The organism is Oxalobacteraceae bacterium OTU3CINTB1, from assembly GCA_024123955.1.
Taxonomy (GTDB): domain Bacteria; phylum Pseudomonadota; class Gammaproteobacteria; order Burkholderiales; family Burkholderiaceae_D; genus Rugamonas.
In genome coordinates this window covers 3,084,190-3,107,470 of sequence record CP099652.1, presented here as the reverse complement: position 1 = coordinate 3,107,470, position 23,281 = coordinate 3,084,190, and the positions used below count along the sequence as shown (strand labels likewise).

General features: G+C 65.6%; 27 protein-coding genes. 22 read left to right on the top strand and 5 right to left on the bottom strand.

The genetic code is table 11. The annotated features are described in order from the left end of the window. Positions 1-11 precede the first annotated feature (11 nt). From fliP to NHH73_13650, 3 genes are read right to left on the bottom strand one after another with little or no spacing between them, the layout of a single operon-like run. Positions 12-794: a flagellar type III secretion system pore protein FliP gene (gene fliP / locus NHH73_13660; protein USX29265.1), complete on the bottom strand. Its 783-nt coding sequence runs from the start codon at positions 792-794 to the stop codon at positions 12-14. Next, complete coding sequence (locus NHH73_13655) at positions 791-1,162, bottom strand: FliM/FliN family flagellar motor switch protein (GenBank protein ID USX29264.1); 372 nt, start codon at positions 1,160-1,162, stop codon at positions 791-793. Before NHH73_13655 ends, fliP begins: the two co-directional genes overlap by 4 nt. Before the next feature lie 5 nt (positions 1,163-1,167). After that, the gene (locus NHH73_13650) at positions 1,168-2,049 is read right to left on the bottom strand and encodes a FliM/FliN family flagellar motor C-terminal domain-containing protein (protein USX29263.1); all 882 of its coding nucleotides are present in this window, start codon (positions 2,047-2,049) and stop codon (positions 1,168-1,170) included. A gap of 665 nt (positions 2,050-2,714) precedes the next feature. Here NHH73_13650 and NHH73_13645 point away from each other — a divergent pair. The 17 genes from NHH73_13645 (at position 2,715) to NHH73_13565 (ending at position 17,015) form a co-directional block, all read left to right on the top strand. After that, positions 2,715-3,080, top strand: coding sequence for a flagellar hook-basal body complex protein FliE (locus tag NHH73_13645; protein ID USX29262.1), 366 nt, complete (start codon positions 2,715-2,717; stop codon positions 3,078-3,080). 79 nt (positions 3,081-3,159) lie between these two features. Then, positions 3,160-4,923, top strand: a complete 1,764-nt coding sequence (gene fliF, locus NHH73_13640) for a flagellar M-ring protein FliF (protein USX29261.1) — start codon at positions 3,160-3,162, stop codon at positions 4,921-4,923. Beyond that, positions 4,907-5,953: a flagellar motor switch protein FliG gene (locus NHH73_13635; protein ID USX29260.1), complete on the top strand. Its 1,047-nt coding sequence runs from the start codon at positions 4,907-4,909 to the stop codon at positions 5,951-5,953. The genes fliF and NHH73_13635 overlap by 17 nt, the downstream gene beginning before the upstream one ends. Then, entirely contained in the window at positions 5,950-6,660 is a 711-nt protein-coding gene (locus NHH73_13630; protein ID USX29259.1) for a flagellar assembly protein H, read from the top strand. The genes NHH73_13635 and NHH73_13630 overlap by 4 nt, the downstream gene beginning before the upstream one ends. Positions 6,661-6,701: 41 nt before the next feature. After that, complete coding sequence (gene fliI, locus NHH73_13625) at positions 6,702-7,967, top strand: flagellar protein export ATPase FliI (protein USX29258.1); 1,266 nt, start codon at positions 6,702-6,704, stop codon at positions 7,965-7,967. Beyond that, positions 7,964-8,404, top strand: a complete 441-nt coding sequence (fliJ, locus tag NHH73_13620; protein ID USX29257.1) for a flagellar export protein FliJ — start codon at positions 7,964-7,966, stop codon at positions 8,402-8,404. Before fliI ends, fliJ begins: the two co-directional genes overlap by 4 nt. Positions 8,405-8,582: 178 nt before the next feature. After that, the gene (gene fliD, locus NHH73_13615; protein USX29256.1) at positions 8,583-9,977 is read left to right on the top strand and encodes a flagellar filament capping protein FliD; all 1,395 of its coding nucleotides are present in this window, start codon (positions 8,583-8,585) and stop codon (positions 9,975-9,977) included. A gap of 58 nt (positions 9,978-10,035) precedes the next feature. Next, entirely contained in the window at positions 10,036-10,425 is a 390-nt protein-coding gene (gene fliS / locus NHH73_13610) for a flagellar export chaperone FliS (protein ID USX29255.1), read from the top strand. Then, complete coding sequence (locus NHH73_13605; GenBank protein ID USX29254.1) at positions 10,418-10,735, top strand: hypothetical protein; 318 nt, start codon at positions 10,418-10,420, stop codon at positions 10,733-10,735. The genes fliS and NHH73_13605 overlap by 8 nt, the downstream gene beginning before the upstream one ends. Next, positions 10,732-12,186 carry a flagellar hook-length control protein FliK gene (locus tag NHH73_13600; GenBank protein USX29253.1) on the top strand — a complete coding sequence of 485 codons (1,455 nt, stop codon included), beginning with the start codon at positions 10,732-10,734 and terminating at the stop codon, positions 12,184-12,186. Before NHH73_13605 ends, NHH73_13600 begins: the two co-directional genes overlap by 4 nt. A gap of 7 nt (positions 12,187-12,193) precedes the next feature. Continuing rightward, positions 12,194-12,703, top strand: coding sequence for a flagellar basal body-associated FliL family protein (locus tag NHH73_13595; protein ID USX29252.1), 510 nt, complete (start codon positions 12,194-12,196; stop codon positions 12,701-12,703). Between the two features lie 33 nt (positions 12,704-12,736). Then, positions 12,737-13,471, top strand: a complete 735-nt coding sequence (locus NHH73_13590; protein ID USX29251.1) for a FliA/WhiG family RNA polymerase sigma factor — start codon at positions 12,737-12,739, stop codon at positions 13,469-13,471. A gap of 53 nt (positions 13,472-13,524) precedes the next feature. Continuing rightward, positions 13,525-14,439 (top strand): flagellar motor stator protein MotA, encoded by a 915-nt coding sequence (motA, locus tag NHH73_13585; GenBank protein ID USX29250.1) that lies wholly within the window; start codon positions 13,525-13,527, stop codon positions 14,437-14,439. After that, complete coding sequence (locus NHH73_13580) at positions 14,423-15,466, top strand: OmpA family protein (protein USX29249.1); 1,044 nt, start codon at positions 14,423-14,425, stop codon at positions 15,464-15,466. Before motA ends, NHH73_13580 begins: the two co-directional genes overlap by 17 nt. A gap of 52 nt (positions 15,467-15,518) precedes the next feature. Continuing rightward, positions 15,519-15,794, top strand: coding sequence for a flagellar biosynthesis anti-sigma factor FlgM (gene flgM / locus NHH73_13575; GenBank protein ID USX29248.1), 276 nt, complete (start codon positions 15,519-15,521; stop codon positions 15,792-15,794). Then, positions 15,791-16,225, top strand: coding sequence for a flagellar protein FlgN (locus NHH73_13570; GenBank protein ID USX29247.1), 435 nt, complete (start codon positions 15,791-15,793; stop codon positions 16,223-16,225). Before flgM ends, NHH73_13570 begins: the two co-directional genes overlap by 4 nt. Next, the gene (locus NHH73_13565; protein USX29246.1) at positions 16,212-17,015 is read left to right on the top strand and encodes a glucosaminidase domain-containing protein; all 804 of its coding nucleotides are present in this window, start codon (positions 16,212-16,214) and stop codon (positions 17,013-17,015) included. The genes NHH73_13570 and NHH73_13565 overlap by 14 nt, the downstream gene beginning before the upstream one ends. A gap of 76 nt (positions 17,016-17,091) precedes the next feature. On the opposite strand, the gene NHH73_13560 is transcribed toward NHH73_13565, so the two are convergent. Next, entirely contained in the window at positions 17,092-18,771 is a 1,680-nt protein-coding gene (locus tag NHH73_13560; GenBank protein ID USX29245.1) for a DUF3300 domain-containing protein, read from the bottom strand. A 103-nt stretch (positions 18,772-18,874) separates the two neighbouring features. Then, a complete protein-coding gene (flgA, locus tag NHH73_13555) occupies positions 18,875-19,459 on the bottom strand; it encodes a flagellar basal body P-ring formation chaperone FlgA (protein ID USX29244.1) in 585 nt (194 codons plus the stop codon). A gap of 302 nt (positions 19,460-19,761) precedes the next feature. Here flgA and flgB point away from each other — a divergent pair, with 302 nt between their 5' ends. The 5 genes from flgB (at position 19,762) to NHH73_13530 (ending at position 23,271) form a co-directional block, all read left to right on the top strand. Continuing rightward, a complete protein-coding gene (gene flgB, locus NHH73_13550) occupies positions 19,762-20,124 on the top strand; it encodes a flagellar basal body rod protein FlgB (GenBank protein USX29243.1) in 363 nt (120 codons plus the stop codon). A gap of 67 nt (positions 20,125-20,191) precedes the next feature. After that, positions 20,192-20,614: a flagellar basal body rod protein FlgC gene (gene flgC / locus NHH73_13545; protein ID USX29242.1), complete on the top strand. Its 423-nt coding sequence runs from the start codon at positions 20,192-20,194 to the stop codon at positions 20,612-20,614. 3 nt (positions 20,615-20,617) lie between these two features. Further along, on the top strand, positions 20,618-21,289 hold the full coding sequence (locus NHH73_13540) for a flagellar basal body rod modification protein (GenBank protein ID USX29241.1): 672 nt from the start codon (positions 20,618-20,620) through the stop codon (positions 21,287-21,289). Between the two features lie 24 nt (positions 21,290-21,313). Beyond that, entirely contained in the window at positions 21,314-22,531 is a 1,218-nt protein-coding gene (locus tag NHH73_13535; protein USX29240.1) for a flagellar hook-basal body complex protein, read from the top strand. A gap of 14 nt (positions 22,532-22,545) precedes the next feature. Further along, complete coding sequence (locus NHH73_13530) at positions 22,546-23,271, top strand: flagellar basal body rod protein FlgF (protein ID USX29239.1); 726 nt, start codon at positions 22,546-22,548, stop codon at positions 23,269-23,271. Positions 23,272-23,281 lie beyond the last annotated feature (10 nt).

Here is a 23,281-nt window from a genome sequence, read left to right as displayed (position 1 = left end):
CTACTATCTATCTAATACGCCTGCACGCTGGTGACGAGCGTGTTGACGGTCAGGGTCCAGCCGTCGACCAGCACGAACAGCAGCAGCTTGAACGGCAGCGAAATAACCAGCGGCGAGAGCATCATCATGCCCATCGCCATCAGCACCGACGACACCACCAGGTCGATCACCAGGAACGGGATGAACAGCATGCAGCCGATCTGGAACGCGGTCTTGAGCTCCGACAGCACGAACGCGGCCAGCTTGACGGTGAACGCGTGCTCGGCCGGCACGGTGATTTTGTCCTCGCCGGCCAGGTGGGCGATCTGCTGCAGCGCGGCCTTGCTGGTTTGCGCCAGCATGAAGCGGGAAATGGGTTTTTCGGCGATTTGCAGCGCCGTCTCCAGGCTGATCTTGTCCTGGTCGTAGGGCACGAAGGCGTCGGTCCAGATCTGGTCGCCGATCGGGCGCATCACCAGCAAGGTCAGAATCAGGGCGACCCCGGTGATCACCCGGTTGGGCAAGCCCTGCTGCAGGCCCAGCGCCTGGCGCAGCAGAGACAGCACAATGACGAAGCGGGTAAAGCTGGTCATCATCATGACCATCACCGGGAGCAAACCCAGCAAGGTCATGATGATCAGGATTTGCATCTTGACCGTCAGCTCGGTCTTGGCGCCCGGCACCACGTTGGCCAGCAGGTCGACCGCCTGGGCCGCGCCCGGCGCCAGCGCCAGGGTCATGCCGGCCGCGAGCGCCGCCACGCCGGCGGCGGCCAGGCCGGGCCGGCGCCACCGCGTCGTCGCACTCCGGGTCATGAAGTCATCATGTCGAGATTGAGGCCGTCCAGGTCGATGACTTTGAGGCCGTAGTTCTCACCGGCCACCACCACCTCGGCGCGGCCGATGGCGGTGCCGTTGACCTTGATGACCAGCGGCTCGCCGGCCAGCACGTCGAGCTCGACCACGCTGTCCGGGCCGATCGCCATCAACTCCTGCAGCGAGATGCGCGCCGAGCCGACCTCCAGGGTCAGCGTCACCGGGATCTTGCGCATCATCGCCGGCAGGTCGCGGCGCGGCGCGACGGCCGGCACGTCGGCCAGCTCGGTGCCGACCTGGTCGATGATCATTTCCTCGGACAAGTCTTCCAGCAGGGCGTCGGTGGGGTTGGCTACGTTCATGTTCATCATGTTTATTCAACATCTTCAAAGGAGGTTAGACAGAGTTTGCCCTTGTGCTCGGTCACGGCCGCGGTGAACAGCCGGGAATCCTCGAGCAGGACGTCGGCTCTGCTCAGGCTGATGGGGATGACATCGCCCACCTGCAAATCGTACAAGGTTCCCAGCATCACTTCCTTGCTGGCCAGGCGGCCCGTCAGGCCGACCTGCAGGCGCTGCGCCAGCGGACTGGCGGCCTGCGGCTTCTTGGCGCCGTCGCGGTCGCGCAACAGGCCGCGCAGCACGCTGGCCATCAGCGCCTTGTCCAGCGCAAACCAGAACTGGCCGGTGGCGCCGCTGGCGTTGTCGGCCAGGGTGACGGTGATGGTCCAATTGCCCTTGGGCGGCGGTGCGCCGGGCGCCGGTTTGAATTCGGTATCGACGCCCTCTTCGCCGTCGCCGGCCGGCGCCTTGTCGATCACCGGCAGGTTCAGCTCGATGCGGCCGGCCAGGGTGCCGGCCAACTGTTGCCCCAAAACCACAGCGAGGCGCTCCTCGGTGGCGGTCACGCGCACCGCGCTCTCGTCGACCGGGGCCGGACTGGTGTCGGACTTGCCGGGGCTGCCGTAGCGGGAATTGAGTACGCTGAGCAACACCTTGCGTTCGAGCGAGAAAGAGATGTGGCCGGCCGGGGCCGCAAAACTCAACCAGCGGCCGCGCTGTTCGCCGTCGAAGCGGGTGAACTGCACGTCGTCGACCCGGAACCCGCCCCAGTAGCGGCGGTTCATGTTCAGGCGCATGGCCTGCGTCAGGTCGTCGCGCAACTGGGCCGCGAAAATGTGCAGCAGGTGCACGGGACGCCCCAGCAAGCAAGGGTCCAGAACCTGATGGGGCGCGGTCGGTTTTGTGGTTGTCATGTTAGGGCCAGGTCGGGTGTTAGGGCCGGGTCGGATAATTCTTCATACGCTCCATCATCGCACTATCCAGCTAAAAACTGGTTACTTCCAGCGCAAAATTTGGCTCCGTGCAACAGCATAACGGAAAGTAGCTCCGGATCGCTAGCCAGAGTCTACAGGATAATTCACATTATTGCTATGGAACAAGTTTTTGTCGCAGGATGTTTACGGTGGGCAAATAAACCTTTACAAGAATATTGCCAGTCGGTAAGCTAAACGCAGCCTCATAGAGGAAACGCTGCAATGCAACAACCTTAACAAACGACCCTTAGTGAATGATTTATAACGGTATTTACTCCAGGAAAACACTTTTCAGGAGATCCGAGATTCGCGGCGCAAACATTTAATCAGGGTACGCTCAAAACGTGACATTTTCCCGCCACACCATACCGCCCGACACAATTGCTTTCAAGCAATTCACCAGGGTTGGTCATTGCCCTCACTGTCATTACTACAAGACTGTGACATGCAAGATGAATGTGTAGCACGAATGCGATAGAGACGAGGCGGCACAGCCCGGCGATGGACGCCGAGCTTGCTGCATACCGGCAATCTGGATATGGTAGACACGTGGGACAGACGCGGCATGCAAGCCGCACAGTTGCACGCAACAGGAGGTAACAAGCATGAGTAACGGATTCTCCAGCCTGATTCAGGCCGACCTGGCGTCCCTGACCAACGCCGCGCAAACGCTGGGCAACAGCGCCATCGCGCCGGCGGCCCAGTTCGGCGGCCACGCGGGCCAGTTCGGCGCCGCCGACGCCAACGCCGGCTTTTCGTTCGCCCAGTCGATGAAGGACGCGATCGGCAAGGTCAACGACGGCGACGCCGCCGCCGGCCAGAAGATGGCCGACGTCGACGCCGGCAAGAGCGACGACCTGGTCGGCGCCATGCTGGCCAGCCAGGAAGCGAGCCTGTCGTTCTCGATGCTGATGCAAGTGCGCAACAAAGTGATGGGCGCCGTCGACGAGCTCATCAAGTTGCCGCTGTAAGCGCCGTTAATCAGGCAACCCAGCGGACCAAGCAAACACCACCCCACCACCGCGCACCCACAACGCGAAAGCAATCAACGTGATCAACACCATCAAGACCGCCTTTGGTCGCTGGCGCACCAGCCCGGCCGCCATGTCGCTGCCACCTAACCTGCTCAAGAACCTGTATCCGCTGCTGCTGCTGGCGATCGGCGTGACGGCCCTGGTGCTGATGTACCTTTGGAACGACCAGTCCGGCTACAAGCCGGTCTTCGGCGCGCGCGAGAAAGTCTCGGCGTCCGACATGATGACCGTGCTCGACACCGACCACATCCCCTACCGCCTGCATCCCGAGAGCGGCCAGGTGCTGGTGCCGGCGTCGATGCTGGGCAAGGTGCGCATGCTGCTGGCGGCCAAGGGCGTCACCGCCCAGCTGCCGGCCGGCCTCGAATTGATGGACAAGAACGACCCGCTGGGCGTGTCGCAGTTCGTCCAGGACGTGCGCTTCCGCCGCGGCCTCGAAGGCGAGCTGGCGCAGTCGATCATGACCATGGACGCCATCGCGCACGCCCGCGTGCACCTGTCGATCGCCAAGTCGACCTCGTTCGTCTCGTCCGACGGCGACAAGTCGTCGGCCTCGGTGGTGGTGGCGCTCAAGCCGGGCCGCACCCTGCAGCCTGAAGCGATCGCCGCCGTGGTCAACATGGTGGCCGGCAGCGTCGCCAGCCTCAGCCCGCAGCGGGTCAGCCTGGTCGACCAGACCGGCAACCTGCTGTCGTCGCACATCGACCTGACCGACGGCTTCGACGCCGGCAGCGCCGGCAACGAAAACGGCAAGCGCATCCAGGACGAGGTCAAGGCCAACGTCAAGAACCTGCTGGGCCCGGTGATCGGCGACGACAACTTCCGCCTGAGCGTGATGGCCGCCGTCGACAACGACAAGATCGAAGAGACGGTGGAGAAATTCGGCGCCGACCCGAAAGTGACGAGCGAGGCCATGCGCGAGGAGCAGGACCGCAACCGCATGACCATGGGCGTGCCCGGCACGCTGTCGAACCGGCCGCCGCCGGCCAACCCGAATCCGGCCGACGCCGCCAAGCCGGCCACCGACCCGGCCAGCGCCGGCGACGGCACGGCGCGCAAGAACGCCACCACCCGCCAGTACGCCTACGACCGCAGCATCGTCCAGACCAAGCGCAGCCGTGGCCGCCTGCAAAAACTCAGCGTGGCCGTGGTCCTGGCGCAGGCCGCCGCGCCGACGCCGAAGACCGGCTGGAGCGCCGCCGAGATCGCCAACATCGACAAAATCCTGCGCAACGGCCTGGGCATCAACGCCGAGCGCGGCGACCAGCTGGTGGTGTCGGCCATGAACTTCCCGCCGAGGGCGGCCGTGACGCCATGGTGGGAAGAGCGCGACAACATCGTCGACATCAGCTCCTACGTGATCTACGGCGTCGGCCTGCTGCTGGGCTACCTGTTGATCCTGCGTCCGCTGATGCGCCTGGTGACGGTGCGCTTCACGCCCGATCCGAAGGAATTGCAGCGCGTGGCCGCCGAACGCCGCGCCGCCGAGGCCGCCGCCGTGGCGGCCGCCAAGGAAGCCAAGGACGCCAAGGACGGCGTGCTGCCGGCGCTGGCGGGCGCCGCCGCGCCGGGCACGCCGGGCGCGGCCCCGGCCCTGCCGGGCGCCGCCGGACAGCCGGGCATGCCGGTGGTGCCGCTGCTGGAGAACTACGATCTGCCGCCACCGGGCTCGGCGGTCGACGTCATGGTCGACCACCTCAAGGTGCTGGCCGCCAAGGAACCGGAACGCGTAGCCGAAGTCGTTAAACAATGGATGCAGAAAAATGGCCGAACTCAATAAACCGCAGGACCAGGACGATTCCGACTACGCCCACGCGGCGCCCAAGCTGTCGCCGGTCGAGCAGGCCGCGATCGTCTTGCTGAGCATTGGCGAGGAGCCCGCCGCCGCCGTGCTGCGCTGCCTGAGCCGCGAGGAATTGCTGGAGGTGACGCAGGTGATGTCGCGCATGAGCGGCATCAAGGTCGAGTCCGTCAAATCGGCAATGCAGACCTTCTTCGACGACTACCGCGAACAGTCCGGCGTGCATGGCGCCTCGCGCAGCTACCTCAAGCGCTCGCTGGACCTGGCGCTCGGCGGCGACCTCGCCAACACCGTCCTCAACAACATCTACGGCGACGAGCTGCGCCCGAAAATGGCGCGCCTGCAGTGGGCCTCGCCGAAGTGGCTGGCCGAATACATCTCCAACGAACACGTGCAGATGCAGTCGGTGTTCCTGGCCTTCCTGCCGCCGGCGCTGGCCGGCCAGATCATCGACGCCCTGCCCCAGGAAGGCCGCGACCTGGTGCTGCTGAACCTGGCGCGCCTCGACGAGATCGACCGCGACCTGCTGCAGGAGCTCGACGAACTGGTGGTGCGATGCCTGAGCTCGTTCGACTCGCAAAGCACCAGCGTCGAAGGCATCCGCCAGGCCGCCGAGATCCTCAACCGCCTGCCGGGCAACCGCGCCCAGATGGTCGAGCTGCTGCGCGCCCATGATCCGGAGGTGGTGGCGCAGATCGAGCTGTCGATGTACGACTTCTTCATCCTCGGCAACCAGTCCGAAGTGGCGATCACCCGCATCATCGAGGAAGTGCCGCTGGAGCAATGGGCGATCGCGCTCAAGGGCGCCGAAGTGTCGATCCGCGACGCCGTGCTCAAGACCATGCCGAAACGCCAGGCCCAGGCCTTCGAGGACATGATGCGCCGCGCCGGCCCGATGCCGATGTCGCGCATCGAGCAAACCCGCCAGGAGATCATGGCCACCGTCAAGGCCCTGGCCGACGGCGGCGAGATCGAAATTCAATTGTTCGCAGAACAGGTGGTCGAATGAAGCAGTTCCGTGCCTACCGCTTTCCGCCGCTGGCCCAGTTCACCAACCTCGCCCACCAGCGCGCCGTGGCGCAAAGCCACGGCCAGGGCGGCGACGGCGGCGCCCAGTGGGCGGCGTCGGTCAGCGAGGGTTTTGAACAAGGCCAGCGCGACGGTTACGAGATCGGCATGGCGCGCGGCCAGGAGGACGGCTTCGAGGCCGGCCGCACCGCCGGCCAGGAACAGGGCCGCGAGGAAGGCCGCCACGAAACCCTGGTCGCCTACGACCAGATGGCGCGCCCGGTCGACGCCATGCTCAAAAGTTTGAAGAAGCTGCGCTCGGACTACCGCGCCGCCCAGCGCAAGGAAGTGGTCGACCTGGTGGCCAAGGTGGCGCGCCAGGTGATCCGCGCCGAACTGGCCCTGCAGCCGGTGCAGCTGATGGCCCTGGTCGAGGAAACGTTGGCATCGATGCCACCGACGCGCGAAGAGATCGACGTCTTCCTCAACCCGGAGGAATTGAAACGCATCGCCGAGCTCGATCCGAAACGCTCCAAGCGCTGGAACCTGATCCCCGACGCCCGCCTGGAAGTGGGCGAGTGCCGCATCAAGGCTGGCGATAACGAAGTCGATGCCGGATGTCATCAACGTCTTGCCGCTGTCATGGAACAGGTCGATAATCAATTGCAGGCGGCCGACGGCGGCGACGAAACGGAGACGGAAGAGTGATCGCTGACGCGTTACGCAACCTTGAGCTGGGCTCCGTGCCCATGGCGACCCCGACGGGCCGCCTGGTGGGCGCGTCCGGCTTGCTGCTCGAGGCCGCCGGGTGCCCGCTGCACACCGGCCAGCGTTGCCAAATCGAGACAGTCAGCGGCGAATGGCTCGACGCGCAAGTCGTTGGCTTTCGCGACAAGCTTTCCTTTTTGATGCCGTTCAAAAAAGCGGTCGGGCTGACCACCGGCGCCCGCGTGCTGCCCTCCCCCGAAAAAATCAGCCTGCAAATCGGCTCGAGTTGGCTCGGGCGCATGGTCAACGGCCTGGGCGAACCGATCGACGGCCTGGGCAAGCTGACCGGCGACTTTCCGCTCGAGTCGCAGCCGCCGCGCGTGCATCCCCTGAAGAAAAAACCGGTCACCGAGCCGCTCGACGTCGGCGTGCGCGCCATCAACTCCATGCTGACCCTGGGCAAGGGCCAGCGGGTCGGCCTGATGGCCGGTTCCGGCGTCGGCAAGTCCGTGCTGCTGGGCCTGATGACCCGCCAGACCGTGGCCGACGTGGTGGTGGTGGGCCTGATCGGCGAGCGTTCGCGCGAGGTGCGCGAATTTGTCGACATGTCGCTCGGCAAGGACGGCCTGGCCAAGGCGGTGCTGGTGATCGCCCCGGCCGACGAAAGCCCGCTGATGCGCATCATGGCCACCGAATTGTGCCATTCGATCGCGGCCCACTACCGCGACCAGGGCAAGAACGTGCTGCTGCTGGTCGATTCGCTCACGCGCTACGCGATGGCGATGCGCGAGGTGGCGCTGGCGCTGGGCGAGCCGCCGGCCACCAAGGGCTATCCGCCGTCGGTGTTCTCGGCGCTGCCGCAATTGGTCGAATCGGCCGGCAACGGCGAGAACCAGACCGGCTCGATGAGCGCGATCTACACCGTGCTGGCCGAGGGCGACGACCAGCAGGACCCGGTGGTCGACACCGCCCGCGCCGTGCTCGACGGCCATATCGTGCTCACCCGCGAGCTGGCCGAGCGCGGCCACTATCCGGCGATCGACATCGGCGCCTCCATCAGCCGCTGCATGAGCCAGGTTATCACGCAGGAACACATGCTGGCCGCGCGCGCGCTCAAGTCGAGCATGGCGCGCCACAACCGCGTGCGCGACCTGATCCCGCTGGGCGCCTACGTGCCCGGCGCCGATCCGATCACCGACAAGGCGGTCATGCTGCACCCGAAAGTGGAAGATTTTCTGTGCCAGGGCACCAAGGAAGAAGCGCCGTTCGCGCCGTGCGTAAGTGAACTTGAAAAGCTGATGACATGAGCCACAACAACATCCGTAACCTGACCACCCTGGTCGCGCTGCGCAACACCGAGGTCGAGAAGCTGCAGACCGAGATGGCCGAAAAGCAAAACTTGCGCGACCGCTACCAGAAAAACCTCGACCGCCTGACCGGGCTGTATACGAATAGCGGCGCCAGCGGCAACCTGCACCCGGCCCTGGCCGGCAATTGCGGCGACTACAAGCAGGCCGTGATGCAAATGGTCGACAGCCACCGGCTCGACCTGCACATGCACGAGGCCGACATGGCGGTGTCGCAACAGGCGCTCAACGCCGCCTGGGCCAAGCGCGAGGTGCTGGGCAAGGTGCTGGTGACGCAACAGAAGGTGGTGCTCAAGGAAAAGGACGCCAAGGAGCGCAAGCAGCATGACGACCTGGCAACCCAGGCCTGGCTGCGCGGGCAAAAAATCCCCGGGTAATCTTGACGCCTTGTCAGCTCTGTTGTCGCCGCGTCATCGATAGCCTTCAGGACACATTCCAGCGCTGCGCGACACATTTGCAACACCAAAAAAAAAGTTAGAAATATTTTCATACGGAAACGATTAGGGTCGCCTTGTATCAAGGTACACTTCATTCATCCTTTCCAGGAGCAAGATCATGGCAGTCATCAGCAGTCCGACCTACGACCCGAAAACCACCGCCACCAACCTGGCCAACGCCTACGTCGGCCCGACCAAGGCGATCCTCGACGCGCAGGCGGCCGAGGCCAAGGCCACCTCGAGCGCGCTGTCGGCCCTCGGTTCGGCGCTGAGCGCGTTCCAGGGCGCGCTGTCCGGCCTGACCTCGGGCACCAAGACGGTGACGGCCAACACAGCGACCATGAGCAACACGGCGGTCGCCACCGCCAGCGCCAACTCGAAGGCCGTCGCCGGCACCTATTCGTTCTACGTCGAACAGCTGGCCACGGCCGGCCAGGTCTCCTATAACGTTGCCGACAGCACCGCCACCAATGCCGGCTCGCTCAAGATCGCGCTGGCCGACGGCTCGAGCTTCCAGGTCACGCTGACCAGCGCCGACAGCGACATGGACGGCAAGCTCACCGCCAGGGAAATCGCCGCCGCCGTCAACGTCGCCGCCACCAACAACTCGCGCATCTCGGCATCGACGATGACGATCAACGGCGTCTCCAAGCTGGTGCTGACGTCGACCAAGACCGGCGCCGACAACGCCGTCGCGTCGATCGACGTCGCCGGCCTGGGCGACTCGGCGCTGCAGTCCGACCTGTCGGCCAAGACGGTGCTGCGCGCCGCCAGCAACGCCATCGTCTGGATCGGCGGCCAGAACGGCACCAAGATCGAGCAGGCCTCGAACACCATCACCGCCATCGACGACATCAGCTTCACGGTGGCGCAGGCGCAAGCGGCCAACGCCGCGCCGGTGACCCTCACCGTGGGCGCCGACAGCGGCGGCACCGCCGCCAACGTCCAGACCTTCGTGACCGCCTACAACACCCTGCTGGGCGTGATGAACACGCTGACCAGCTCGGGCGCCGAGGGCGCCCAGGGCGCGGACGCCGCGCTGCACGGCGACGCCGGGCTGGCCTCGCTGCGCGACCGCCTCGGCGCGGCGCTGCGCTCGGCCACCGGCGGCCAGTCGCTGGTCACCTTCGGCATCGCGGCCGGACGCGACGGCATGCTCACGCTCGACACCGCCCGCCTGAACAAGGCCGTCGGCAACAATCCGGCCGCGCTCGACACGCTGTTCGGCAAGACCGGCGTCGGCACCAACGCCGGCACCGGCGTGCTGGGCACGATGAACAAGCTCGTGTCGAGCTGGACCAACGCCACCAACGGCTTCATCGGCGCCCGCCAGCAGCAGACGACCAAGGAGCAAAACGCCGTCACGGACCGCCTGGCGACGCTGGAAAACCAGTTCACCAACGCCTACGAGCGCTACCTGGCGCAATTTACCGCGCTGCAGACGCTGCAGGCGTCAATGACGTCGACGTCGAACATGTTCACGGCGATGTTCTCGTCGGACAGCAATAGCTAGCAACCCACTTATCGCCGCGGCAATCGTGCCGCGGATACTTACCCGTACGGTGAATCCCATGTTGAACCATGAAGCTTATAGCAGTTACCACTCCACCAATCTGGACGCCCAGGTGGCACGGGCGTCGCCGATCGAACTGGTGCTGGTGCTGACCGACGGCTTGCTCGAGGAGCTGGCGCGCGCGCGCGGCCACATCGTCGGCAAGCGCTACGAGCTCAAGGCTGTCAGCCTGAACAAGTGCACCGACATCATCAATGGTCTGTCGAGCTCGCTGGACTTCGACAACGGCGGCGAGGTGGTCGAAAACCTCGGCCGCCTGTACGACTACTGCGCGGGCCGCCTCTACACCGCCGGCGTCAGCCTGGACCCGGCCGTCATCGACGAGGTGACCACTTTACTGACGACCATCAAAAAAGGCTGGCTGGGCGTGCAGGCCAAAAATGGATAGGCAAGCGACATTGCTGCAGATGGCAAAGAAAATGAACGCCGCCATCGCCGCCGAGGATTGGAAGCTGCTGGCGGCGATCAACACGCTGGTGGCGTCGACCTTGCCGCACATGGCGGCGCAGGGCAAATGGAGCGGCGCCGAACGGGCCGCCCTGTCGGCCTTGCATGAAATGCATCAGGAAGCGGTACAGCGTTGCGACCTCGCCACCGAAGACCTGGGGCGTCGTCTGAACGAAATGCAGGCAAACAAGGAGGGGTGGCTGGCCTACGCCCTCGACAGCGAACAAGCAGAAAACGGAATTCAAGCATGAGCATCACTATGAACCGCGTCAACCACGCCAGCGCCGCCGACCAGGCCGCCAAAGCCGATTTCGCCGCGCCGGTCGCCGCCAATCGCGGCCAGCAGGAGCGCGCCGGCAACAGCGCCCCCCCCGCCAGGCAGCCGGCCCAGCGCAACGCGACCGCGTCCAACGCAACGACGGGCCAGGCCGGGCCGGCCAGATCGCCGTCCGGCCCGGCCCCGGCCAAAAGCGCCCAGTCCGGCGCGGGCACGCAAGCGGCCAAGACCACGCAATCCGGCAAGACCGGCCAGGCCGCCGAACCGACCGACGAGCCCAGCGCCGACACCCCGGTGGTGGCGCCGTTCGCCTACCTGCTCAATATGGGTGACCCGGCCGCCGCCAGCCAGGACGATGCCGCCGCGCCGGCCGCCGCTGCAAGCGACACAACCGCCAGCGCAAGCGCCGACCACGCCGCCGCGACGGGCGCCGACACGCTGCCGGCCATGCTCGCCTCGATGCTCAACGCCGGCGCCGCCCCCGGCGGCACGCTGGCCATGGCCGCCGACGCCCGCGGCGAGACGGTCAGCGCCGTCTCCACGCTGAGCAACTCGGCCACGCGCCTGAACCTGGCCGCCGCCAGCGTGGCCGTCAACGTCGTCGCGCCGCAGCCGGCCGCCGATGCCGCCGCCGCGCTGGCCGCCGCCCAGCTGCAAGCCACGGCCGGCGCCACCGCCCAGGGCTTGCCCAACGGCGCCGCCCTGCCCGCCATTGCCCAGCAAACCAAGGCGGACGCGCCCGGCGCCGATGCCGCTCCTGCGCCGGCGATCGACGCGGCCGTCCCACAAACGGCCAACGCCGGTCCGGCACCGCGCGCACTGCCGCGTGGCGCCGAAGCGGCAGCCGGCCAGCGCGCAGACAGCGCCGCCGCGCCAATGGCCAACGCCGCCGTAACGAAAGACGAGACCCGCGCCACGGCCGCCACGCCGGCGGCCACCACCGCCGGCGCCGGCTTGACGGCGGGCGCGCCCGCCGCCCCGTCCGCCGCCGGCGCCACCGTCAAGCTCGCCGGCACGCCGGAACAGTGGCAGCAGCCGCTGCGCCAGGCGCTGGGCGACCGCCTGCAGCTCAACCTCCAGCGCAACAACGACCACGCGGTGATCCGCCTGGAACCGCCCAACATGGGCAGCATCGAGATCTCCATCCGCCACAGCGCCGGTTCGCTGCAAGTGAACCTGTCGGCCAACAACAGCGAAGTGCTACGCCAGCTCAACACCATCGGCGACAGCGTGCGCCAGGACCTGTCCACGCGCCAGTTCGGCGACGTCGCCGTGACGGTGTCGTCGAGCCGCGCGCAAGCCCAGGCCGACGGCGGCGGACGCAACGGCCAGCAGCGCGACCAGGACAACGGCCGCGCGCCGGGCCGCGCGCTGTCCGAGGACGGCGCCGCCTCCCTCTTTGCCATGACGTCCGAGCAGGAGTAATCAGTAGATGAAGAACATGAAAATGATTGTCGCGTTCGCCCTAGTGGCGGTGGTCGGCGCCGCCGTCGCCGGCGGCGCGGTGTGGTACATGTCCAAGGGCGACGAGGCCGCCGCCGAGGAACACGACGCCAAGGGCGGCAAGGACGGCAAGGAAGCCAAGGCCAAGAAGGCCAAGAAGGAAGAGAAAAAGGATGAAACGCCGCCGAAGTACCTGACGGTCGACAAGGTCATCATCATGCTCAAGCGGGTGCCGACCGACACCTCGGCCCACTACATGTCGGCCGACCTGGTGATCACCACCAACGCCAAGCTGGAGAAGGAAGCCAAGGAACACTTGCCGATGCTGCGCAGCGTTGCCGTGCGCACCCTGTCGAATTTGCCGATGGCGACCGCGCAAGTGATGACGATCGACCAGTTCGCCAACGAATTGAACAAGGCCTTCGACGAAACGTACGAGCAGGAAGGCCGGGAAAAACCATTTTCCGAAGTCATGATCGGCAAACTCATCATTGAGTAAGCCGGACCGGGCATGAACACAAGCGGAGCGGGCATGGCCTACACAGAGCAGTATGCGGAAACTTATGCCGAAGGCTACAGTGAAGACGGCAAGGCGCCGGTCATGCACAGTGCGGCCGACGAGCAAAAGTATCTGCTCGCCTATGCGCCGCTGGTCAAGCGCATCGTGCGCCAGCTCAATTCGCAGGTCGCCGGCGCCATCGACCGCGACGACATGGAGCAGATCGGGCTGATGGGCCTGCTGGAGGCGCTGCGCCGTTACGGCGAGCCCGACGGCGGCTTCGGCAGCTACGCCAGCCTGCGCATCCGCGGCGCCATCCTCGACGAATTGCGGCGCCAGGACTGGCGCCCGCGCGCGGTGCGCCAGCAAAGCCATAAGCTGCGCGACGCGGTGCGCGCGCTGACCCGCAAGCTCGGCCGCGAGCCGAGCGAGCAGGAGATCACGACCGGCCTGGGCCTGACGGCCGAGGCCTACCAAGCCTACCAGCTCGACGAGAACGCCGAGCTGATCGCCAGTTTCGACGAGATCCTGCAGGACAGCGTCAGCAACGAGAGCGCGCCCAGCCCGGAAGACCAGCTGATGGTGCGCCGCAGCCTGGAACAGGCGCTGCGCGGGCTCGACGAGCGCGAACAGCGGGTGGTGCAAATGTATTACGAATTTGAGCTCAGCTACAAGGAAATCGCTGCCGTGCTGGACCTGACCGACGCCCGCGTCTGTCAGCTCAACAAGGCGGCGCTGGGCAAAATGAAAGCCGTGCTGCAGGCCTGAATCGTTCGGGACTGCACCAGGAATTAGTCAATGACGCGGAAAGGCGAATCATCATGCAGCAAATAGTCGGCATCCTCATCGTTTTAGGCAGCGTCTTCGGCGGCTTCTTCATGATGGGCGGCTCGTTCCATCAAATCTGGCAGCCGATCGAGTTGATCGTCATCGCCGGCTCGGGCCTGGGCGCGCTGGTCATCGGCAACCCGACCCACGTGCTCAAGGAAATGATGACGCAAATTAAAAAAATCGTCACCAAGAAAAAGTACGACTCCGAATTCCAGCGCCAGCTGCTGTTGCTGATGTACGAACTGCTGCAACTGGCCGCCGGCGGCCTCAAGGCGCTCGACGCCCACGTCGAGGCGCCCAAGGACAGTCCGCTGTTCCAGCGCTATCCGCGCGTGCTGGAAGAACCCAAATTGCTGGCCTTCATCGTCGACAACTTCCGCCTGATGGCCATGGGCAAGATCAACGCCCACGAGCTGGAAGGCGTGCTGGAACAGGAACTGGAAGCGATCCACACCGAGCTCGAGCAGCCGGCCAAGTCGCTCGGCAAGATCGGCGAGGCGATGCCGGGCTTCGGCATTCTGGCCGCCGTGCTGGGCATCGTGATCACCATGAGCACCGTGAGCGAAGGTGCGACCTCGGGCGAGATCGCCGAGCACGTCGGCGCGGCCATGGTCGGTACCTTCATCGGTATTTTCCTGTGCTACGGCCTGATCGACCCGCTGTGCAACATGATGAAGCAGCTGGTCAACTCGGAAGGCTCGAACAAGGAAACCGTCAAGGTGGTGCTGGTCACGCACGTGGCCGGCAAACCGCCGCTGCTGGCGATCGACGCCGGGCGCCGCCTGGTGGCGCTGAACATCAAACCGAGCTTTGCCCAGCTGGAACGCTGGATCAACGACCTCGAGGGCCGCGACAGCGAACCAGCCGACAACGCCAGGGGAGGTCGTGGTGCTAAAGCCGCATGACAAGGGGCATGACCAGACCATCGTCAAGCGCGGTGGCGGCAAGCACAAGCACGACGACCACGGCGGCGCCTGGAAGGTGGCGTTCGCCGACTTCTGCCTGGCACTGATGTGTTTGTTCCTGGTGCTGTGGCTGATGGCCGCGCGCAACACGGAATCGCTCGAACAAATCCTCACCGAGGCCAACGGCGCCAAGACCGACCAGGGCAAGGGCGTCATGCCGCAGCAGGTCGGCGGCCCGCGCGGCAGCCTGATCGACCGCTACCCGATGCCGCACTTCGGCACCAGCGACGCGCCCGGCGAGAAAACCAACGCCCAGGGCGAGCCGGACCCGGTGCCGCCGCTCAAGCAGGACAAGGTCAAGTACGAGTCGCAAGCCGACCTGGCCGCGCTGTCGAAGGCGCTGACCAAGATGAGCGCCGATTTCGGCCTGACGTCCAACCTGGAGGCCATCATCACGCCCTACGGCCTGCGCGTGATGCTGCACGACACCGACCGCCAGGGCATGTTCGTGCGCGGCAGCGCCGTGCCGACCGACAAGTTCAGCGCGCTGCTGCGCAAGATGGGGCCGCTGTTCAAGAAGATGGAAAACCAGATGCTGATCGTCGGCCACACCGACTCGCTGCAGTACGCCGACACCAGCTACGCCGCCTTCTCGAACTGGACCTTGTCGTCGAACCGCGCCATGTCGGCCCGCGCCCAGCTGCTGGCCGGCACCATGAATCCGGAATCGGTGCTGCAGGTGGTCGGCATGGCCGACCGCGCGCCGCTCGACACCAAGCGCGTCGACGCCGGCGTCAACCGCCGCATCGAGCTGCTGATCCTGACCACGACGCAAGCGAAGATCATCGCCGCCATGTTCGGCATGCCGGACAACTCGGTGCCGCTGACCGACGAGATCCACACCGCCCTGCCCGACCGCGGCCTGCTGGAAAAGCTGCGCGACTCGCTCGGCGGCGGCGCCCAGCGCCAGCCCGCGCCGGCGCCGGCCGATCCGCGCCGCAGCGGTAACAGCAGCGGCCACAATTAAGCGGTAACATTAAAGATATCGTATGGAAACCAAGCCAAGCAGAGGCACACGTATGAGAATCACGACCTCCACCCCGGACGGCATGACCGTCCAACGCGTGGCCGACGCCGCGCCGGTCGACGCCGGCGAAGCCGCCGCGCCGGCGCCGGCCGCCGCGCCGTTGCAGTCGGCCGTCATGCAGCCGGCGCTGCAGGCGATGCGCGACATGCCCGAAATCGACCAGGAAAAGGTCGACATGCTGCGCGACGCGCTGGCCAAGGGCGAATTGCCGTTCGACCCGGCCAAGCTCGCCGGCCTGATCCAGCGCTTCCACGGGAGCGAGCCGTGAACATCGCCGCCATGACGCGCCAGGACGCCATGCGCGTGCTGCTGGCCGGCATCGCCGACGACTTGCGCGCCTACCCCGCGTTGCAGGATTTGCTGGAACAGCAATTCCATGCCGCGCTGCGCCACCAGGCTGCGGAGCTGGGCCAGGCGGCCGAGGCCATTTCGGCCCTGGTGGACGTCTTGCAGGCGCGCCGCGCCCAACGCGTTGCGCTTGCGCAACGTTTACTTGGTCCAACTGCCAACATGGACCAGGCGTTTGCCTTGCTGAAAAATGCTGCCCGAGAGAAAATAGAGTCCGACTGGAAGACGCTGGAAACCATGGTGGTTGAATGCAAGCGTCTCGGCAAGCGCAATAGCGACTTGCTGTTAGAACAGCACAGCATCATGCAGCGCGTGCTGCATGGCGAGGACCAACTTTATGCGCCAGCTTAACTTTATGCCCGCGACGGCGCCGACCGCCGCCACCGTATCGAACATGACCTCCAGCCGCCCCGTCGCGGCTGTGGGCGCTTTCTCGTCTTCGCCTTCGTCCTCGTCCTCCGGCAACTTCGCCTCGACCTTCCGCCAGGTGCAGCAGGATGTCGCCACGTTCATCAGCCACGGCGGCGGCGGCTTCGGCGATCCGTCGCCCTCGCCTTCCGCGTCACAAGCGATGAGCCTGCAGGCGATGGCGTTGCAGCGCTCGAGCGGCGCCATCGATGGGGTCAGCGCGGGGGCAAACGGCGGCGGCATCGACAACGATCTCAAAAATCAATTCCTGGCCTCCATCAAGCCTTGGGCCGAGGAAACCGGCCAGAAGCTGGGCGTCTCGGCGGACGTGGTCGCCGCCCACGCCGCGCTCGAATCGGGCTGGGGTCAGCAACCGCTGCGCAAGGGCGGTGCCGACACCAACAACCTGTTCGGCATCAAGGCCGGCGGCAACTGGCAAGGTGCCGTGGCGGCGGCCACCACCACCGAATACGAACAGGGCGCGATGGTCAAGAAGACCGAGCGCTTCCGCAGCTACCCGGATGCCGCCAGCGCCTTCCGCGACTACGCCGATATGCTGTCGAGCAATCCGCGCTACCAGGCCGCGCTCAACACCGGCAACGACGCCCACGCCTTCGCCACAGGCCTGGCGCGCGGCGGCTACGCCACCGACCCCGCCTATGCCGACAAGCTGAGCAAGCTGGCGGCGCAAGTCCAGCGTGGCGCCAGCGCAGCGCTCGATTCCAAGCCTTAAGTCAGATCGTCAGGCAAAACAACGAAAAGCCAACCCCTCGGGTTGGCTTTTCGCTTTCCAGCTGGTGGACGGCACGCTAGCCGTGACGCTCCTGTCCGTCGTGCTTGTCGTGATGATGGTTGTCTTCGTGCTTCGCCGCCACGTGCTTGACCGGCGCCGGCGGTGACGCATGAGGGCGCTCATTGTGCATGGCGAGCATCTCCTGGCGTGCGCCGTTGGCATGCGCCCGCTCAAAATCGTTGACGTCGTGGTTGGACGGCGTGCCGCGCGGCAGGAAAGCCTCGGCGTGCTGGACCGGTCGCATGGGAGCCTCGGCGTGCTGGACCGGCCGCATGGGAGCCTCTGCGTGCTCGACGGGCCGTACCGGCACCTCGGCGCGCAGGACCGGCGCGGTCTCCGGGTGCTGGAAGGCTCTCATCGGCGCCTCGGCGTGATGGACGGGCGGCATCGGGGCTTCGGCGTGAGGGGTGGGCGTCGTCGAGGACTCGGCATGCCGGACCAGCGGCATATGCATGCCGCCGCCGCGCTCCTGTAACGACATCGCCGGGGAGCCAAAGGACGGGCGCGTGCCGGGCACCGTGTCGTGGGCGTTGAAATGCGGCACCGTCATCGCGCCGACCGGACGCTGTGCCGGTGGATGGGCCGCCAACGACGTTCCCAGGGGCGCATAATTCGGCTGGAAACGGGCCGCGCCGGGGATCCCGGCAGGCGGCTGCGGAGCGTTGTGAATCGCGACGTTCTGGGTGCGATTGACAACGTTGTTAGTCGTTCGGTAGTTATTGTTGACGACGTTTATATTGTTGACATGATTCACGACCGTCACCGATTTCGAGATATAGGTCGCGTTGTTGTACACCACCGCCGGACGCTGCCAGCCGCCGTCGTAGTGGCGCGGCGCGCCCCAGTTGACGTCCCAGGCATTCCATCCCCAGTCATGGTGATGGCTGGCGGCCGCGCCCACCAGCACCCCGACACCGAACGAAATCACGCCGGTCGCGACCAGGTTCTCGCCGGAATAGGCCGGCTGACGGTAGCTGCGGTATACCGGCACCGGCGCGCCATAGACCACCGCCGGATCGTAGCGCGGGACATACACCACATCGGGCTCGGCCGGCTCGATGACGATGGTTTGGGGCGGCGGCGGAATCACCGCCGGCCCCGAATAGACCAGCGGTTCCACAGGCGATTGCTCGACGTAATTGGGCGGCGGCGCGGCGCGCGCGGTGGTCGATACCCGCAGATGCGGCGAGGATTTCAGGTTGCCCGCCTGCTGCGCGCGCAAGCGCATGGCCTGGATCGCGTTCATCACATCGTTCGGATCGTTGACATAGGCCTCGCCCAGCGCCGTGGTCCACTGGAGATTGCCGGCCATCTGATTCAGCACACTTGGGAAGGTGGTCAGCGCCTTGACGCTGACATCCCACGGCTGGCCGGCTTCGGCACTCTGCAGCGCGTCGCCCTTCAGCGATGGATTTTGCGCCAGCCACTGGTTGGCGGCGGAGATTTGCTCCGGATAGGTCGCCCCCGCCAGCACTTGGCCGACCAGCTTGTCCGGAAACAGTGCGATCGGCGCGACCATCTGCGACAGCTGGTCGGCCGTCGGCGGCGTGTAGGGCGCGGCCTGCGCGGCGGCCGGCGTGTCCGCCGTCTTCGGCTGCACGGGGTCGGAAGGCTTGTTACATCCGGCAACAGCCAGCAGACTCAGCAACAGCGCCGAGGACACCACGGTCCTCATGTTCTTCGACGGCGTACCCATGATTGACATCCTTCCACGCTAAAAGTATGGAACTAGATTAACAATCACCCGGACATCAAGCTGTTACCCTTTGTAACGTGCGTAAGCAGCTGTTCGGAACGCGCTAGGGCTTGATCGTCACCGGCATGTCGGCCGGCTGCACCGTGCCGGCGCCGGTCACCTTGGCGCGGATGATGGTGCCGCTGGCATTGCGCACCCGCACCAGCGAGCCGCGCGCGCCGGCGTCGAGCGCCTCGCCGGCCATGCTCACCTCCACCTGGTCGTTGCGCGCGACGATGCGCACCGCCTCCCCGCGCTTGACCAGGGTCGGCGAAGCCAGCAGCGCCAAGCGCAGCACCTCACCACTGCGCAGCGCGCGCTTGCCGCTCATGCCCACCACGTCCTGCGGATCGGAGACCGGGTCCGTGATGTTGGAAATATCGTGGCGTTCAAGTAACACATCTTCGTCCGCAATAACTTTCCCGGCCGGCACGTCGCTGGCCACGATGGCGATCCGCGCCGACACCTGCGCCCGCACCACGAACTCGTAGCGCCAGCCCGGCGCGCCGGCGCCGGCCGCACACGACGCGGCGAATTTCATGCGGCCCGGCGAGCGCGTATCGACCGCCTCGACCGTCACGCCCTGCCCGCACGCGGCCAAAGGGCGGCTGCCGCGCAACACATTCAACGCGAATTGAGGCTCTATCAAACCGCTACTGTCTGCCCAGCGCAACACATATTGACGCGCCGCAGCCTCCACCAAAACGGGGACTTGTTCGGCGTTTGTGGGGCTGGAGGCGGCTAAAGTGTTAAAAATTGTTGTGCTAAGCAGCAACATTCCACCTAAACCAGTTACAATACTTTTGTTGAACATGGGCAATACCTCTACTATGATGCGGAGAGCGATGGTAGTTAAACCGCTGTGCCGTCATTTTACATTGACGGTAACGTTTTGCACTCATGCAACACCGTTTTTTAGCAACGCAGCCTGAATTTGGACAGGGGAAGACTATGGGCATCAACTTCAAAGAAGCGGCAGGGGTCCACGCCGACGCGCTCCAGTTGCGCGCCGAACGCACCCGCATCCTGGCCACCAACCTGGCCAACGAGAACACGCCGGGCTTCCAGGCGCGCGACATGGACTTCGCCGCCACCCTGGCCAACACCCAGGCCGAGGCGGCCGGCGACATCGGCGGCGACGACGGTGCCGCGTCGATGTACCGCGTGCCCTACCACCCGACCCGCGACGGCAACACCGTCGAGATCGGCGTCGAGCAGGCCGCGTTCTCGCAAAACGCCTCCGACTTCCAGACCAGCCTGACGTTCGTGACGATGCGTCTGCGCGGTCTCGCCAAAGCCATCAATGGCCAGTGAGCACGCCGCCGCCATGATCCCGGCCGCAACAACCGCAGCAGCGCCCGCATCCACCACGGAGTAAGCCATGTCCTTTAAAAATATTTCCGAGATCGCAGGATCGGCCATGTCGGCCCAGACCGTGCGCCTCAATACCATCGCCAGCAACCTGGCCAACGCCGATTCGGTCAACGGCAACGAAGCCGACACCTACCGCGCGCGCAAGCCCGTGTTCTCGGCCGTCATGGGCGACAGCTTCGACGGCGACATGCAGGCCGGCGGCAAGGTGCAAGTGCTCGACGTGGTCCAGTCGGCCGAGCCGCTGCGCAAGGTCTACGAGCCGGGCCATCCGATGGCCAACGCCGAGGGCATGGTGTTCTACCCCAACGTCAACGAAGTGGCGGAGATGGCCGACATGATGTCGGCCTCGCGCGCCTTCGAAACCAATGTCGAAGTCCTGGGCCGCATCCGCGGCATGCAGCAATCCCTCCTCAAACTCGCTGAAGGTTAAGCCATGGCAGTCAGTCTACTCAACAACAGCAGCGCCAGCACCGGCAACGGCGGCACCAGCGTGACCGGCAACGCCGCCAGCGCCTCGTCGGACATGTTCACCAAATTGCTGGTGGCGCAGATCCAGAACCAGGACCCGTTGTCGCCGACCGATCCGTCGCAGTTCGTCCAGCAGCTGACCCAGCTGTCGCAGACCGAGGCGCTGCAGAACCTGTCGCAGCTCACCAGCGCCAACTCGAGCGTGCTGCAAAGCATGCAAGTGATCTCGCTGGGCGCCCAGGTCGGCTCGGACGTCATGGCCGAGAGCAGCTCCGTCAAGATCGATGGCAAGACGCCCGTCAGCGGCCAGACCACCCTGGCCGCCTCCAGCACCGCGACCAGCGTCGTGCTGACCGGCGACGACGGCACAAAGTACACCGTCAAGCTGGGCACGCAGGCGGCCGGCACGGTGCCGTTCACGATCGATACGGCCGGCCTGAAGATTCCGGCCGGCACCTACAAGCTGTCGGTCGAGACCAGTTCCAAGGAAGTCCCGCCGGTTGACGTCCAGGGCCGCCTCAACAGCGTGCGCCTGTCGGCCAACGGCGGCGTCGTGCTCAACGTCAGCAACATCGGCGAAATCGCGCCGACCTCGATCACCGCCTTCAACGGCAAATCCGCCTCTGCCATTCAATAATCTTTACTTAGGAAGGACTCCATCATGAGTTTCGATATCGCATTGTCTGGCATCCAGGCCATCAACGAATCGCTGAACAGCACCAGCCAGAACATCGCCAACGCCGGCACCTACGGCTACAAGTCGTCGCGCGCCAACTTCTCGTCGCTGGTCTCGGGCGACGTCCAGACCGGCGTCATGATCGGTTCGACCACGCAGAGCATCAGCAAACAGGGCGGCGTGCTCAACACCGGCCGCGCGCTCGACGCCTCGATCAACGGCCGCGGCTTCTTCGTCACCAAGGACCAGAACACCGGCCAGACCGAATACACCCGCGTCGGCATCTTCGACGCCTCCAAGGACGGCTTCCTGGTCGACGCCACCGGCCGCAAGGTGCAGGGCTATCCGATCAAGCAAGGCAGCACCACGCTGGGCGCGCTGGGCGACGTGCCGATCCCGACCGGTTCGATCCCGGCCGTGGTCTCGAAAAACATGGATTACGTCGGCAACATGTCGGCCGACTGGACGCCGGCCGCCACCTGGGTGCCGGCCACCGTCGCCGCGCCGCCCGACCCGTCGACCTTCAACATGTCCAAGGCCTCGGTGATCTACGACACCCTGGGCGGCAAGCACACCATGACCCAGTATTTCGCGCAGGACGCGACCGCCAACTCCATCAGCGTCCACTACGTGCTGGACGGCGTGAGCGTGGGCGGCACCGCCACCCTGACGTTCAACGCCGCCACCGGCCAGATGACCGCCCCGGCCACCGGCAAGTTCACGGTGACGCTGCCGGCTACCGCCCCCAACGGCGGCCAGTACGGCCCGCTCGACATCGACTACGCCGGCACCACCGGTTTCGCCGGCGAAGCGACCACCAGCACCAACGCCGCCGACGGCTACGCGGCCGGCACCTTCACCGGCATCGCGCTGGCCACCGACGGCTCCGTCATCGCCAGCTACAACAACGGCCAGAAGCAGGCCGTCGGCCGCCTGGCGATCGCCACGTTCCCGGACGAGGGCTCGCTGCAGGCCATCGACGGCACCAGCTGGATCGAGTCGGTCAATTCCGGCACGCCGCTGGTCAACGCCCCGGGCATCGGCCAGGGCGGCAACATCAACACCTCGTCGCTGGAGCAGTCCAACGTCGACATCACGTCCGAACTGGTCGGCCTGATGACCTCGCAGCGCAACTACCAGGCCAACTCGAAGGTCATCCAGACCGAGAGCACGATGCTGCAATCGCTGATGCAAGCGATCTAAGGAACGACTGAGCCATGGACGCGTTGCTTTACACAGCGGTGAGCGGGGCCGAACGGGCCCTGCGCGGACAACAGGTGCGGGCCAACAACCTGGCCAACATCGACACGGGCGGCTTCCGCGCCAATATGGAGCTGGCGACGGCGCAAACCGTGCAAGGCTACGGCTACGACGACCGCCACATGTCGCAGCTGCAGGCGAATTCGGTGTCGACCCGCCAGGGCACGCTCAAGGCCACCGGCCGCGAGCTCGACGTGGCCGTCTCCGGCGCCGGTTTCCTGGCCGTCGACGGCCCGACCGGGGAGGCCTACACCCGCGCCGGCAACATGGCGCTCGACGAAAACGGCACCCTGCGCATCAACGGCAACGTGGTGCTGGGCGAAGGCGGTCCGATCACCCTGCCCGAGTACAGCAAGATCGACATCGGCGCCGACGGCACCATCTCGATCCAGAATCCGGGCACGACGACCATGCAAACGGTCGACAAGCTGCGCCTGGTCAAGGCCGAAGCGTCCGAGCTGACCAAGAACGAAGCGGGCCTGCTGATCGCGCGCGACGGCATCCCGCTGGCCACCGATCCGACCGTGGTGATCCGCGCCGGCCACCTCGAGGGCAGCAACGTCTCGGCGGTGGAGGAAATGGTCGCCACCATGAGCCTGAACCGCACGTTCGAGATCCAGATGAAATTATTCAAGGCCAGCGATTCGATGGCCGAAACCGGTAACCGCCTGATTAGCGGCTAAGCTGATCCAA

Bases quoted from the DNA above. Each gene is read 5' to 3' on its own strand.
- NHH73_13535 (USX29240.1), top strand. From the start codon at position 21,314: ATGAGTTTCGATATCGCATTGTCTGGCATCCAGGCCATCAACGAATCG.
- NHH73_13560 (USX29245.1), bottom strand. From the start codon at position 18,771: ATGGGTACGCCGTCGAAGAACATGAGGACCGTGGTGTCCTCGGCGCTG.
- NHH73_13655 (USX29264.1), bottom strand. From the start codon at position 1,162: ATGAACATGAACGTAGCCAACCCCACCGACGCCCTGCTGGAAGACTTG.
- fliD (USX29256.1), top strand. From the start codon at position 8,583: ATGGCAGTCATCAGCAGTCCGACCTACGACCCGAAAACCACCGCCACC.
- NHH73_13540 (USX29241.1), top strand. From the start codon at position 20,618: ATGGCAGTCAGTCTACTCAACAACAGCAGCGCCAGCACCGGCAACGGC.
- NHH73_13565 (USX29246.1), top strand. From the start codon at position 16,212: ATGCGCCAGCTTAACTTTATGCCCGCGACGGCGCCGACCGCCGCCACC.
- NHH73_13650 (USX29263.1), bottom strand. From the start codon at position 2,049: ATGACAACCACAAAACCGACCGCGCCCCATCAGGTTCTGGACCCTTGC.
- flgB (USX29243.1), top strand. From the start codon at position 19,762: ATGGGCATCAACTTCAAAGAAGCGGCAGGGGTCCACGCCGACGCGCTC.
- fliJ (USX29257.1), top strand. From the start codon at position 7,964: ATGAGCCACAACAACATCCGTAACCTGACCACCCTGGTCGCGCTGCGC.
- flgC (USX29242.1), top strand. From the start codon at position 20,192: ATGTCCTTTAAAAATATTTCCGAGATCGCAGGATCGGCCATGTCGGCC.
- NHH73_13645 (USX29262.1), top strand. From the start codon at position 2,715: ATGAGTAACGGATTCTCCAGCCTGATTCAGGCCGACCTGGCGTCCCTG.
- NHH73_13600 (USX29253.1), top strand. From the start codon at position 10,732: ATGAGCATCACTATGAACCGCGTCAACCACGCCAGCGCCGCCGACCAG.
- flgM (USX29248.1), top strand. From the start codon at position 15,519: ATGAGAATCACGACCTCCACCCCGGACGGCATGACCGTCCAACGCGTG.
- NHH73_13530 (USX29239.1), top strand. From the start codon at position 22,546: ATGGACGCGTTGCTTTACACAGCGGTGAGCGGGGCCGAACGGGCCCTG.
- NHH73_13605 (USX29254.1), top strand. From the start codon at position 10,418: ATGGATAGGCAAGCGACATTGCTGCAGATGGCAAAGAAAATGAACGCC.
- fliS (USX29255.1), top strand. From the start codon at position 10,036: ATGTTGAACCATGAAGCTTATAGCAGTTACCACTCCACCAATCTGGAC.
- NHH73_13595 (USX29252.1), top strand. From the start codon at position 12,194: ATGAAGAACATGAAAATGATTGTCGCGTTCGCCCTAGTGGCGGTGGTC.
- NHH73_13630 (USX29259.1), top strand. From the start codon at position 5,950: ATGAAGCAGTTCCGTGCCTACCGCTTTCCGCCGCTGGCCCAGTTCACC.
- NHH73_13635 (USX29260.1), top strand. From the start codon at position 4,907: ATGGCCGAACTCAATAAACCGCAGGACCAGGACGATTCCGACTACGCC.
- motA (USX29250.1), top strand. From the start codon at position 13,525: ATGCAGCAAATAGTCGGCATCCTCATCGTTTTAGGCAGCGTCTTCGGC.
- fliI (USX29258.1), top strand. From the start codon at position 6,702: ATGGCGACCCCGACGGGCCGCCTGGTGGGCGCGTCCGGCTTGCTGCTC.
- NHH73_13590 (USX29251.1), top strand. From the start codon at position 12,737: ATGGCCTACACAGAGCAGTATGCGGAAACTTATGCCGAAGGCTACAGT.
- fliP (USX29265.1), bottom strand. From the start codon at position 794: ATGACCCGGAGTGCGACGACGCGGTGGCGCCGGCCCGGCCTGGCCGCC.